The following is a 13,404-nucleotide window of genomic DNA, read 5'->3' on the forward strand; positions in this document are numbered from 1 at the left end:
TGATGGAAATGGAAGCCACGCAAGCACCTTAAAATCACCATCATACACTAAATCAGTAAGTTGGCAGCATTACCGGATATTGCGGCCACTCATCGGTCAGTTGATTACGCAGGGCGTAAATCGCCAGAATCAGGCTGGAGAGATAATCACCCTGTATGAGCGGCCAGCGGTGTTGGTTGTCGCAGGCCGTGGATAAATGCTGAAGGTTGTCTCGTGTTATGCCCGCCAGCGGAATTAAAAACGGATCTTTGCGCAGCAAGTTCGCCAGCAAGATAACGAGTTTCTCTTCTGTCTCATCAATGAAATGGCCCAAACCAGGGCGGCTGGCCAGGCAACAAGTGCGTTCATAACGCTGTTTTAACTGGGGCAGACGCTCTGCTACCCACGTTTCTGGCAAATTAAGCGCCGAGGCGAGTTGCGCACGGGGAGTGAAAGTATTCAGTAATAACAGCGCCAGCAGCCGATCGTCGTTATCGTGCTTTTGCAGCAACTGAAAAAAGCTGCGGCGCTCGAAGATTTCCAGCTGATAGCCCGCACTGCCACTGGCGAAAATGCGGGCTTTGCCGTTAAGGGTAAAGTTGAGATAGTCAATATCACGCAGGATGGTCCTGCCTGAAACGCCAGTCTGTTGCGCCAGCTCACCAGGCGTGCGCGGCTGTTGCTCCAGCAGATCGACAATCTTTAACTGGCGTTCGTTTAGCATTAATCCACCTGACGGAACTGGCTAAACGCGTTGACTTTCTCCGCGGTTAAGGTCGTCAGAAAACCCCGTATCAACGTGAGCAGAGCATCGTAATCGGCTTTTGAAATCATGCCGCTGTTAGCGTGCAGATAGCGGGTTGGCAGGCACAGCGCAACAACCGGACGCCCGCCGCCCATCACGTTGTAGCGCCCGCCATCCGTCGCTCCGGTTTTCATGGTGGAAAATTGCAGCGGTAAATCGTTATGTGCGGCACAGTTTTTTAACGCTGCTACCAGTTTCTGGTTGGGGAAGTAGCGCTTGTCAAACAGCATCAGCCCCGGCCCCTGGCCCAGTTTCAGCGGGTATTTAATGTTATCAATGCCCGGAACATCGCCTGCGACAGCGGTATCCAGCACGATCACTACATCCGGTTTAATGTGTTCCGCCGAGGTTTGTGCCCCGCGTAGCCCAACTTCTTCTTCCACGCTGCCGACGCCATACAGCGTAATTTCGGGATTATTCACCGTCTGCAATAGTTCAGCCATCATTGCGCAGCCGATGCGGTTATCCAGCGCCTTGCCGACCACTTTATCTTCGCCCCAGCAGGCAAAATTGGCTTCCGGGCTAATAAAATCGCCCATCGCCACACCGCGTTTTTCCACCTCATCGCGACTGTTTGCGCCAATATCAATGAACATCTCATCAAATGACAGCGGCTGTTGCCTTTGCTTTTCCGTTAACGCATGAGGCGCGACGAAACCAATCACACCAGGGATTTTCACTCCCTTGTGTGTGCGTATGGTTACCCGATGGTTGAGCATCGACTGATTCCACCAGCCACCAATGGTGGTGAAACGCAGAAAACCGCTCTCGTCGATGTGGGTGACCATAAAGCCGACTTCATCCATATGCCCGACAACGGCAACTTTTGGACCTTTATTTCCCTTACGGGCAACAAAGCTGCCCAGACCATCAAAGGTGATTTCATTAACGCAAGGTTCCAGCGTGTTTATCAGGATGTCGCGAACTTCCTGTTCATCGCCGCTAACGGCGCTGGCTTCGCACAACTGTTGCAGTAACTCAATGTTCATGGACAAGCTCCTGTTGCGCGGCTTTCGCTTTGCGGCGTAACCACAATCCTTTCAGGACGATAATGAATGAAATGTTCAGCGCGAGGCCAATCGCCAGCACCAGATAAAACGAACCTACCGGCGACATCAGGCCGATCAGCGGGTCAAAGATACCCAAACCAGGTGCCAGACGTTTGATTCCGAAAGCGATCACCAGCACGCCGGTAATGCCGCCCGCCAGCGTATTGGCGGTAATCATCGGCAACGGAGCTGCCAGAGCGTAAGGTATAGCCGGTTCGGTTGCGACTGTGGCACCGACCACAATGGCACTACTGGCAGCCTCTTTTTCCTGTCGGGTAAACAGTTTGGGCGCAATGAACGTCGCAAGACCCGCCGCAACGGGCGGCATCAACGCGACAACGCCGACGATGGCGTACCAGTCATAAATGTGTTTTTCCAGCAGTGAGAAGCAGAAGAACCAGGCGGTTTTATTGATGGGGCCGCCCATATCGAACGCCAGCATCGCACCGACCAGAAACGCTGCCGCAAACTTCATTGATGGAGGAATGGTATTCAGGAAGTGGAGCAGCCCGCCCATGAGGTCGGACATCACCGGCCCGATAACGTAGTAAGTGAGCACGCCGAAAACCAGCAGAGTAACGAACGGGATCAGCATTGAACCGAGCAGCGGTTGTAATGCTTTGCCAAGGCGCACTTTGCGGAACCAGAAGACGAAATAGCCAATCGCCAGCCCCAGCACCACCGCGCCGAGGAATCCCGCACCCGACTGGGTGCCGAGCAGCGCTTTGTCGTTCGCCAGATAGCAAACCAGAAACGCCGGAGCGAAAGCCGGTTTATCGGCAATCGACGAGGCAATATAAGCGCCCATGATGGGGATCATAAAGGTGAAGCCAAGGTAACCGATGGATTCAACTACCCAGGTAAACGACGGCGCGCCTTTCGACATATCGGTATACGGCAAACCGAACTGCACCAGCATGTTGGCAAGCGCCACCAGGATACCACCGCCGATGACAAACGGCAGCGCCGCAGAGACGCCCGCCATCAGGTGGCTCATCACGCTGCCGCTTTGCACTTCCTGTTTGCCAAGCTTCACGCCGCTATCTGCGGCAAAAAGCTGCGAGTTTGTCGGTAATTCGCTGAAAATCTGGTCGATATTTTTCAACGCCAGGGAGATGGCAATCTCATAAACTTTCTTCCCGGCAAACCGCGCGCGATCATCACCGCTCAGGCCACGCCCGGTAGCAAGAATGACGTAATCGGCAGCGGCAATCTCTTCGCTGGATAAGCGGTTTTCAACGCCACTGGACCCTTGAGTTTCCACTTTTATGGTATGGCCGAGAGAACGGGCTTTCTGTTCCAGGGCTTCCGCCACCATGTAGGTGTGAGCGATCCCGGCGGGGCAGTTGGTGATCGCGACAATACGTAAGGATGACTCCATCGCCACTTCCTTATGAGCTGAGGGTTTGATTTAACAAGGCCAGCACCTGGTCGGTATCGCCCTGTTGCAGTTGATGAATAAATTCCTGGTGAATAATTTTGCGACACAGTGTGCCGATGATTTTGACCTGATCCTCTTCGCCGCTTTGCGGCACGCCGAGGCAGATCCAGCAATTGACGTCTTCGCCATCGCTGGCTTTCCAGTCAATAGCCTGCGCTTTGCGGGCGAATAATACGAACGGTTGTTTAACGCAGGCGCTTTTACCGTGCGGCACTGCGACACCGGAACCAAATCCAGTAGAGTGCATTTTTTCGCGCAGCAGCAGGGTTTGCAGGAACTGGTGTGAGTCGGTGATAAAACCGTTTTGTAACGCTATTGTCGCCAACTGCTTCAGAACGGAATAAGCGCCATTGCCCTGAATATTCAGGTCAATACAGCTTGCAGTAAGAGCTGCCATTAATCGGACTCCATAAAATATATTTTAATCAATTGTAATGGTGGAGCGATTAAGTGATGAGAGGCGATATGTCGGTAAACAATGACAATTTGAGACAGAGTGAAAGGTCAGATTTGCGGAGTAATGCACATAATGGTTATTTAAATAAACCACATGAATCATTAATGGGTTATTCATTATTTTTGTGATTTACTCACAATGTATCAGGGAAATATAACTTACCGGGAGATGTAATATGTTTAATTTTTCAAATCGAAATTTAAAATATTGTGCCGGAGGCATCTCCGGCACATTGGGCAATTACGGCAGGTAAAACACTTCTTGCAGCTCGCTACTCACCGGGCTGTTATCTGGGTTAGCGGGCATAACATCGGTCATATATTTCCACCAACGTTGGCAAACATCAGTACTGGCTACCGCATTCCACCGTTCTTCAGATTCAATCTCTACCATGGCAAACAGCAGATTACGCGCTTTGTCGAGGTAAATGGCGTAGTTATGCACACCGTGAGATTTCAACACTGCTTCCAGTTCCGGCCAGATGGGATTATGCCGACGCTGATACTCTTCGTGGGCGTCGGGGTTTACCTGCATGACAAAGGCTTTGCGGATCATGTTTGCTCCTTACAGCGCCAGCGCACTGGCTAGTGGTGTAACGCCGAAGCGCTTGCCGAGCGCTATCAACTCTTCACGGCTGATGGTCTGTTTCATGCCGCCCATCGAATAAACCTTCACTAATACTTGTGCTGATTTTTCTGCGGTGTCGATTAAACCAAAGGCTTCATCCAGCGTCGGTCCGGAACCGAACACACCGTGGAAGGGCCACAACACCAGCGAATGTTTTTGCATCTCTTGTGCGGTCGCCTGGCCGATTTCGTCCGTGCCGGGCACCATCCACGGCAGAATGCCAACGCCATCCGGGAATACTACCAGACATTCGGTGCTGCCTTCCCACAGTTGGCGAGTAAAGACCGCGGTGTCGTTTTCCAGTACATAGGTGAGGGCGATCAGGTTGGTGGCGTGGCAGTGCATGATCACCCGATCTTTACCGTTGGTGGCTTTAATGCGCTCGCAGTGGGAGAGAAAGTGAGCCGGAAGTTCAGAAGTTGGAACGGCTTCGTTGGTTAACCCCCAGAGAATATGGTAGCCCGCGCCATCGCTGTCGACTTTTACGACGCCTAAGTTAGCTGCAGGATCGAGCTGGACGTTACGGAAGAATTTGCCGGAGCCGGTGACAATAAACGGCGTATTTGCCAGTAAAGGCATGGGTTGGCTGAGCGGAATATAGCGCGGTTGTGGGTGGAAGTTGTCGTGATAAAGCGCGATATCGGCGTCATCCAGGCGCAGCGTCAGGTTGCCGCCGTTGCGCTCGTCCCAGCCTTTCAGCTAGGCATCGGTGGTGGCTTTGATCATTCCCTGGACAAACCAGGACTGGGTAATGTTTTGCATGTTCTGTGTTCCTGTAAATTAGGTTGCCTTGTTTAGACATGGTGCGGCTTGTTCCCCTCACCCTAACCCTCTCCCCGTAGGGGCGAGGGGACTGTCCGGAGCGGTGTTCAGCTCCGTTGCCGCACGAGGCTATGTTTTTCTCCCTCGCCCTTTCAGGGAGAGGGCCGGGGTGAGGGTGACAGCCCGCATGGACATTCGACCCGTAGGCCGGATAAGGCGCTCGTGCCGCATCCGGCAGTGTTTACCCACGCTGGCTCAAAATCGCTTTCTCATAAGCCCGCACGCTCTCCAGCCATTCGCTACCTGCTGGCGTATCGTGATGTTGGCAATACATTTCCCAGACCGCCTGCCGCGGCAACGATTTCTGCTCTTCCAGCAGTGCCAGACGCGCAGTGTAATCGCCCGCCGCTTCCAGCTTGCGCAGCTCAGCGGTAGGTTCCAGCAACGCACGCAGCAGGGCTTTTTTCATATTGCGTGTACCAATGACCCACGCGGCAATGCGGTTGATAGAGGCATCGAAGAAGTCAAGGCCGATATGCACCCGGTCAAACAGATCGTGACGCACAATCTCACTGGCAATTGCCTGGGTTTCATCATCCAGCAGCACTACGTGATCGCTGTCCCAGCGAACCGGACGGCTGACGTGCAGCAGCAACTGCGGTACATACAGCATGGCGGCGGAAATCTTGTCGGAAATCACTTCAGTCGGGTGGAAGTGCCCGGCGTCCAGGCACAGCGCAGTCTGGCGGCTGGTGGCATACCCCATGTAAAACTCATTGGAGCCAACCGTGTAGCTCTCTGCGCCAATGCCAAACAATTTGCTCTCAACGGCGTCGATATGGTGCGCAGGGTTTAGCTTCTCGCTGATCACCTCATCCAGTGCTGCCAGCAGACGCTGACGCGGGGCGAGACGGTCAACGGTGATATCTTTCATACCATCCGGGATCCAGATGTTCATCACCGATGGTGTGCCGAGTTGCTCGCCAAAATAGGCCGAAACGCGACGGCTGGCTTTGCAGTGATCAATCCAGAACTGGCGAATGCTGTCGTCGGGATGCGAGAGCGTAAAGCCATCGGCGCTTAGCGGATGCGAAAAGCAGGAGGGGTTAAAATCCAGACCGAGCTGATTGGCTTTCGCCCATTCAACCCAGTTTTTGAAGTGCTCTGGTTTGATCTGGTCGCGCGAGACTGGCGTATCTGATTCCAGATAGATGGCATGTAAATTAAGCCGTTTCGGCCCCGGAATCAGCCGCATAGCCTGTTCCAGATCGGCACGTAGCTCACTGGCATTACGCGCTTTGCCCGGATAATTGCCTGTGGCCTGAATCCCCCCGGTCAGCGAACCTTCCGGGTTTTCAAAACCGGAAACATCATCGCCCTGCCAGCAGTGCATTGAAACGGGTAAACGATCAAGTTGGCGCAGCGCCTCCTCGACATCAATCCCCACCGCCGCGAAACGCTGTTTCGCCAGCTCCCAGGCCTGTTCCAGTTGAGTGGTCATGCGCAAAGCTCCTTTGTCTGTCGTGTAGAGTGAATCTGCGCCACATAGTGGGCAATTTCACTGTCAGGATTAGGGGTAAAGGTGGTCAGATTCGCGGTGGTGCTGACGACCTGACGGAAATCATCCACATTGTTGAGTTCATCCAGCGTCATTAACTCGATGCCGATATTGCCGAGCGTTGAGGCTTCAACAGGCCCGGCGATCACCCGAATACCGCAGGCATCGGCGCATAGCTGGTTGAGCAGCGTGTTCTGGCAGCCGCCGCCGACAATATGCAGTTGCGAGAAATCTTCACCGCGCAGCTGCGCCAGCTCATGCAACACATCGGCATACAGCAGCGCCAGACTGTCGAAAATACAGCGCGCCAGTTCAGCATCACTTCCCGGGATCGGTTGCGCCGTTTCCCGACACGCAGCCTGAATTTCGCTGCACATCTCGTCAGGATTAATAAAGCGATCGTCATTGGGATTGATGATGAAGCGGCAGGCCGGAAGTGCCTGTGTCGCGGCGATAAGCGCCGGGAGATCGTTGATTTGCCGTTCCTGAAGCACTCGCTGAAGCAGCCATAAGCCCATAATATTTTTCAGCACCCGATAGCGACCTTCCGCCCCGCCTTCATTGGTGATGTTGGCTGCCAGCGCCGTGTCATTGGTAAATGGCGTCTGGCTTTCGAAGCCCATCAATGACCAGGTGCCAGAAGAGAGATAAGCGGCGCGTGAACCGTTTAACGGCGAGGCGATAACCGCGCTGGCGGTATCATGGCTGGCAACGGCGACCACCGGAATCTCATTACCCTGCGGGCAAATCCAGTGCCCAATGACATTACCCGGATGCGTCGGGCGACCAAACCAGGCTTTGTTGGCCCCGCTCCACGCCAGTAGCGACTCGTCCCAGTCGTCGCTATTGATATTGACCAGTTGTGTGGTGGTGGCATTGGTATATTCCCAGTTCATCTTGCCGGTCAGGCGATAACTGAAGTAATCCGGCATCAGCAGAGCGTGAGCAATGTGTGGAATAAGTTCAGGTTGTTGCTCCGTCAGCGCACGCAACTGATAAAGCGTATTGAAGGGTAGAAACTGGATGCCGCTACGCTGATAAATATCGCGTTTGCCGAGTTGCTGTTGTGCCTGCGGCATCAGGCCATTGGTGCGGCTATCGCGATAAGCAACGGGCAGGCCCACACGCTGACCCTGTTGGTCGAGCAGCACAAAGTCCACGCCCCAGGTATCAATCCCAATGCTATCGATACGAATCCCTTCCTCGCACACCTTGTTTAATCCAAGGCGAATGGCACTTTCCAGGCTATCCACATCCCAGGTGACATAACCGTTTTGGCTATGCAGCCCATTGTTAAAACGATGGATTTCGCGCAGCGTCAGGCTGCGGCATTCACGCTCGTAACGCGCCAGCATCACGCGCCCACTGGATGCGCCGAGATCGACGGCGACACAATTGCGAAAGGTCATAATGTGATCCTGCTGAATTTCATTACGACCAGTCTAAAAAGCGCCTGAATTCGCGACCTTCTCGTTACTGACAGGAAAATGGGCCATTGGCAACCAGGGAAAGATGAACGTGATGATGTTCACAATTTGCTGAATTGTGGTGATGTGATGCTCACCGCATTTCCTGAAAATTCACGCTGTATCTTGAAAAATCGACGTTTTTTACGTGGTTTTCCGTCGAAAATTTAAGGTAAGAACCTGACCTCGTGATTACTATTTCGCCGTGTTGACGACATCAGGAGGCCAGTATGACCGTATTACATAGTGTGGATTTTTTTCCGTCTTGTAACGCGTCCGTGGCGATAGAACCCCGGCTCCCGCAGGCGGATTTTCCTGAACATCATCATGATTTTCATGAAATTGTGATTGTCGAACATGGCACGGGTATTCATGTGTTTAATGGGCAGCCCTATACCATCACCGGTGGCACGGTCTGTTTCGTACGCGATCATGATCGGCATCTGTATGAACATACCGATAATCTGTGTCTGACCAATGTGCTGTATCGCTCGCCGGATCGATTTCAGTTTCTCGCCGGGCTGAATCAGTTGCTGCCACAAGAGCTGGATGGGCAGTATCCGTCTCACTGGCGCGTTAACCACAGCGTATTGCAGCAGGTGCGACAGCTGGTTGCACAGATGGAACAGCAGGAAGGGGAAAATGATTTACCCTCGACCGCCAGTCGCGAGATCTTGTTTATGCAATTACTGCTCTTGCTGCGTAAAAGCAGTTTGCAGGAGAACCTGGAAAACAGCGCATCACGTCTCAACTTGCTTCTGGCCTGGCTGGAGGACCATTTTGCCGATGAGGTGAATTGGGATGCCGTGGCGGATCAATTTTCTCTTTCACTGCGTACGCTACATCGGCAGCTTAAGCAGCAAACGGGACTGACGCCTCAGCGATACCTGAACCGCCTGCGACTGATGAAAGCCCGACATCTACTACGCCACAGCGAGGCCAGCGTCACTGACATCGCCTATCGCTGTGGATTCAGCGACAGTAACCACTTTTCGACGCTTTTTCGCCGAGAGTTTAACTGGTCACCGCGTGATATTCGCCAGGGACGGGATGGCTTTCTGCAATAACGCGAATCTTCTCAACGTATTTGTACGCCATATTGCGAATAATCAACTTCGTTCTCTGGCCGAGGTAGCCACGGTGGCGCATCAGTTAAAACTTCTCAAAGATGATTTTTTTGCCAGCGACCAGCAGGCAGTCGCTGTGGCTGACCGTTATCCGCAAGATGTCTTTGCCGAACATACACATGATTTTTGTGAGCTGGTGATTGTCTGGCGCGGTAATGGTCTGCATGTACTCAACGATCGTCCTTATCGCATTACCCGTGGCGATCTCTTTTATATTCATGCTGACGATAAACACTCCTACGCTTCCGTTAACGATCTGGTTTTGCAGAATATTATTTATTGCCCGGAGCGGCTGAAGCTGAATCTTGACTGGCAGGGAGCGATTCCGGGATTTAGCGCCAGCGCAGGGCAACCACACTGGCGCTTAGGTAGCGTGGGGATGGCGCAGGCGCGGCAGGTTATCGGTCAGCTTGAGCATGAAAGTAGTCAGCATGTGCCGTTTGCTAACGAAATGGCTGAGTTGCTGTTCGGGCAGTTGGTGATGTTGCTGAATCGCCATCGTTACACCAGTGATTCGTTGCCGCCAACATCCAGCGAAACGTTGCTGGATAAGCTGATTACCCGGCTGGCGGCTAGCCTGAAAAGTCCCTTTGCGCTGGATAAATTTTGTGATGAGGCATCGTGCAGTGAGCGCGTTTTGCGTCAGCAATTTCGCCAGCAGACTGGAATGACCATCAATCAATATCTGCGGCAGGTCAGAGTGTGTCATGCGCAATATCTTCTCCAGCATAGCCGCCTGTTAATCAGTGATATTTCGACCGAATGTGGCTTTGAAGATAGTAACTATTTTTCGGTGGTGTTTACCCGGGAAACCGGGATGACGCCCAGCCAGTGGCGTCATCTCAATTCGCAGAAAGATTAATTCGCCATGCCGATGCCGACGATGTTAGCGGCGACAATAATCACCACACAACCGAGGCTCAACACCGTTACCGGACGGCGTCCTGTATTGTTCCACTCTTTCAGCACCAGCCCGACGATACCGCCGCACAATACATAGAAACTCATATGCAGCATCCAACTGATGTAGTCATACTGCGCCGGAATGCGGGCGTGGCCCTAGGCATAGAAAAAGAATTGCAGATACCACATCAACCCGCCCAGTGCCGAGAGTAACACATTGTGAATGATCAGCGGTTTTGCCAGCGAGAAGTCGGCTTTTAGCGACAAATCCTTCACTTTTGCCAGACGAATAAAACAGAAACCGAGGTTAATGATCGCGCCGCCGCCCATGATGACAACATAGCTTGGCAGAGCAACATACAGTGGATCGACGCCAAGTGCGGCAGCGGCTTCATGCATCGGTTTTGCGGCGTTCATCGCAAAGGACATCCCGGCAGAGAAAATGCCGCACATCACCGCCAGCACCAGCCCTTTTTTCAGATTGAACTCTTCGGCTTTAATGCCCATCTTGCGCTCTTTCAACTGCCCGGCTCGAGTTACAATCCCTACGCCAATCAGCGCCACCAGAACGCCGAGTAACGTCATGCGTCCGCCTTCGGTGTTAATCAGCACATCGAAATTGCCGTTGATAATTGGCGTCATCAGCGTACCGACAATCAACGTAATGCCAATGGCGATGCCAATTCCCATCGACATGCCGAGATAACGCATGGTCAGGCCATAGTTGATATTACCGATCCCCCACATAGCGCCGAACAGAAAAACAGGCAGCAGCGTAGAGAGACTAAACGAGCTGTAATACGCCCAGAAATCCGGTAGTAACAGGGCGCTGATGGCCCACGGCAGAATAATCCACGAAACAATCCCACCGACTGACCACATGGTTTCCCATGACCATTTTTTTACTTTTTTGAACGGAGCGTAAAAACAGGCTGCACTGGCCGCGCCGATCAAATGCCAAAATATCCCCATCGTAATCGCGTTACTCATCTTCTTATCCTCATCATTTTTCGTCGCTTCACATCTCCGACGAGATGAGTGTAAAAATCGTGCTGTCGATTAACCTTTCGCCTGTTGCCGCCGTTGTCGATTTACTGGCAATCACGGCATTAAGTGGGTGATTTGCTTCACATCTCGGGCATTTTCCTGCAAAACCATACCCTTACGAAAAGTACGGCATTGATAATCATTTTCAATATCATTTAATTAACTATAATGAACCAACTGCTTACGCGGCATTAACAATCGGCCGCCCGACAATACTGGAGATGAATATGAGCTATACCCTGCCATCCCTGCCGTATGCTTACGATGCCCTGGAACCGCACTTCGATAAGCAGACCATGGAAATCCACCACACCAAACACCATCAGACCTACGTAAACAACGCCAACGCGGCGCTGGAAAGCCTGCCAGAATTTGCCAACCTGCCGGTTGAAGAGCTGATCACCAAACTGGACCAGCTGCCAGCAGACAAGAAAACCGTACTGCGCAACAACGCTGGCGGTCACGCTAACCACAGCCTGTTCTGGAAAGGTCTGAAAAAAGGCACCACCCTGCAGGGTGACCTGAAAGCGGCTATCGAACGTGACTTCGGCTCCGTTGATAACTTCAAAGCAGAATTTGAAAAAGCGGCAGCTTCCCGCTTTGGTTCCGGCTGGGCATGGCTGGTGCTGAAAGGCGATAAACTGGCGGTGGTTTCTACTGCTAACCAGGATTCTCCGCTGATGGGTGAAGCTATTTCTGGCGCTTCCGGCTTCCCGATTCTGGGCCTGGATGTGTGGGAACATGCTTACTACCTGAAATTCCAGAACCGCCGTCCGGACTACATCAAAGAGTTCTGGAACGTGGTGAACTGGGACGAAGCAGCGGCACGTTTTGCGGCGAAAAAATAATCATTTGCCGCCTGCTGCAATGAGGCGTATAGGCCGCATATCAGCTTAAAAAATGAACCATCGCCAACGGCGGTGGTTTTTTTGTGATCAATTCCAAAATAAAAACAATGGTCCTATAAAAATAAAACAGCGTTTCAATTGATGTGATTTTGATCACTTTTATTGATTAAATGAATGTCTATCTTCGTTTCCATCAACACTGATGCTCCATTGAGGAATTACGCATCAGCCCTTAAAAATATGCCGACAGGTGATGGAAATGCAGATAAAACGCTCGATTGAGAAAATCCCGGGGGGGATGATGCTCGTCCCGCTATTCCTTGGCGCACTGTGCCACACCTTCTCGCCGGGGGCGGGGAAATATTTTGGATCATTCACCAACGGGATGATTACCGGTACGGTGCCCATTCTGGCGGTGTGGTTTTTTTGCATGGGGGCGTCAATAAAATTAAGCGCGACGGGAACGGTACTGCGTAAATCCGGTACGCTGGTGGTAACTAAAATTGCCGTCGCGTGGGTGGTTGCGGCAATTGCCTCGCGCATTATTCCGGAACATGGTGTTGAAGTTGGATTCTTTGCCGGACTTTCAACGCTGGCGCTGGTGGCGGCGATGGATATGACCAACGGCGGACTTTACGCTTCCATCATGCAGCAGTACGGTACGAAAGAAGAAGCTGGGCATTTGTGTTGATGTCGTTGGAGTCCGGGCCGCTCATGACGATGATTATTCTGGGCACTGCCGGGATTGCCTCGTTTGAACCGCATGTTTTCGTCGGCGCAGTATTACCGTTCCTGGTGGGCTTTGCCCTGGGGAATCTTGACCCTGAATTACGAGAATTTTTCAGCAAAGCGGTGCAAACGCTGATTCCATTCTTTGCCTTCGCGCTGGGCAATACCATTGATTTGACTGTGATTGCCCAGACTGGTTTGCTGGGGATCCTGTTGGGTGTGGCAGTAATTATCGTGACCGGTATTCCGTTGATTATCGCCGATAAATTGATTGGCGGTGGCGATGGCACTGCCGGAATTGCCGCTTCCAGTTCCGCAGGGGCCGCGGTAGCGACACCTGTGCTGATTGCAGAAATGGTGCCTGCGTTTAAACCGATGGCTCCGGCAGCAACTTCGCTGGTAGCGACGGCGGTCATTGTGACTTCGATTCTGGTGCCAATTCTTACCTCTATCTGGTCACGTAAAGTCAAAGCCAGAGCAGCGAAAATCGAAATTTTAGGTACGGTGAAATAAACCTGCTTCCTTAATCCCTGGATTTGCCCCTATATTTCCAGACATCTGTTATCACTTAACCCATTACAAGCCCGCTGCCGCAGATATTCCCGT

General features: G+C 52.4%; 10 protein-coding genes and 3 pseudogenes. 4 read left to right on the plus strand and 9 right to left on the minus strand.

Annotation, left to right across the window (positions count from 1 at the left end):
- Window positions 1-73: 73 nt before the first annotated feature.
- The 8 genes and pseudogenes from ABZJ92_RS16965 to rhaB form a co-directional block, all read right to left on the minus strand.
- Window positions 74-703, minus strand: a pseudogene (locus ABZJ92_RS16965) (HTH domain-containing protein); the annotation flags it as partial.
- Window positions 703-1,773, minus strand: coding sequence for an aminopeptidase (locus ABZJ92_RS16970; protein ID WP_001019472.1), 1,071 nt, complete (start codon window positions 1,771-1,773; stop codon window positions 703-705). The pseudogene ABZJ92_RS16965 and the gene ABZJ92_RS16970, both read right to left, overlap by 1 nt.
- Entirely contained in the window at window positions 1,763-3,214 is a 1,452-nt protein-coding gene (locus ABZJ92_RS16975) for a PTS fructose-like transporter subunit IIBC (RefSeq protein WP_005086168.1), read from the minus strand. The genes ABZJ92_RS16970 and ABZJ92_RS16975 overlap by 11 nt, the downstream gene beginning before the upstream one ends.
- Before the next feature lie 10 nt (window positions 3,215-3,224).
- Complete coding sequence (locus ABZJ92_RS16980) at window positions 3,225-3,671, minus strand: PTS fructose transporter subunit IIA (protein ID WP_000729598.1); 447 nt, start codon at window positions 3,669-3,671, stop codon at window positions 3,225-3,227.
- 300 nt (window positions 3,672-3,971) lie between these two features.
- Window positions 3,972-4,286 (minus strand): L-rhamnose mutarotase, encoded by a 315-nt coding sequence (gene rhaM, locus ABZJ92_RS16985; protein WP_000619511.1) that lies wholly within the window; start codon window positions 4,284-4,286, stop codon window positions 3,972-3,974.
- A 9-nt stretch (window positions 4,287-4,295) separates the two neighbouring features.
- Window positions 4,296-5,057 (minus strand): rhamnulose-1-phosphate aldolase, encoded by a 762-nt coding sequence (gene rhaD / locus ABZJ92_RS16990; protein ID WP_227804347.1) that lies wholly within the window; start codon window positions 5,055-5,057, stop codon window positions 4,296-4,298.
- Window positions 5,058-5,361: 304 nt separating this feature from the next.
- The gene (rhaA, locus tag ABZJ92_RS16995; RefSeq protein WP_000211506.1) at window positions 5,362-6,621 is read right to left on the minus strand and encodes an L-rhamnose isomerase; all 1,260 of its coding nucleotides are present in this window, start codon (window positions 6,619-6,621) and stop codon (window positions 5,362-5,364) included.
- Window positions 6,618-8,087 (minus strand): rhamnulokinase, encoded by a 1,470-nt coding sequence (rhaB, locus tag ABZJ92_RS17000; protein ID WP_000144088.1) that lies wholly within the window; start codon window positions 8,085-8,087, stop codon window positions 6,618-6,620. Before rhaB ends, rhaA begins: the two co-directional genes overlap by 4 nt.
- A 287-nt stretch (window positions 8,088-8,374) precedes the next feature.
- Between rhaB and rhaS the strand changes: the two genes are divergently transcribed.
- Together rhaS and rhaR are read left to right on the plus strand one after the other, a co-directional pair.
- Window positions 8,375-9,211, plus strand: a complete 837-nt coding sequence (gene rhaS / locus ABZJ92_RS17005) for an HTH-type transcriptional activator RhaS (protein ID WP_000217105.1) — start codon at window positions 8,375-8,377, stop codon at window positions 9,209-9,211.
- Window positions 9,212-9,284: 73 nt separating this feature from the next.
- Window positions 9,285-10,133, plus strand: coding sequence for an HTH-type transcriptional activator RhaR (gene rhaR / locus ABZJ92_RS17010; protein ID WP_001309108.1), 849 nt, complete (start codon window positions 9,285-9,287; stop codon window positions 10,131-10,133).
- Here the strand turns inward: rhaR and rhaT are convergent.
- Window positions 10,130-11,164: pseudogene (rhaT, locus tag ABZJ92_RS17015) on the minus strand (L-rhamnose/proton symporter RhaT). The gene rhaR and the pseudogene rhaT sit on opposite strands and share 4 nt — an antisense overlap.
- 284 nt (window positions 11,165-11,448) lie before the next feature.
- On the opposite strand from rhaT, the gene sodA reads away from it, so the two are divergent.
- Both sodA and kdgT read left to right on the plus strand, forming a co-directional pair.
- Complete coding sequence (gene sodA / locus ABZJ92_RS17020) at window positions 11,449-12,069, plus strand: superoxide dismutase [Mn] (protein ID WP_001297064.1); 621 nt, start codon at window positions 11,449-11,451, stop codon at window positions 12,067-12,069.
- Between the two features lie 259 nt (window positions 12,070-12,328).
- A pseudogene (gene kdgT, locus ABZJ92_RS17025) lies at window positions 12,329-13,311 on the plus strand (2-keto-3-deoxygluconate transporter).
- The last annotated feature ends 93 nt before the right edge of the window (window positions 13,312-13,404 follow it).

It is taken from the genome of Shigella sp. FJ200513, assembly GCF_040495915.1.
Taxonomy (GTDB): domain Bacteria; phylum Pseudomonadota; class Gammaproteobacteria; order Enterobacterales; family Enterobacteriaceae; genus ECMA0423.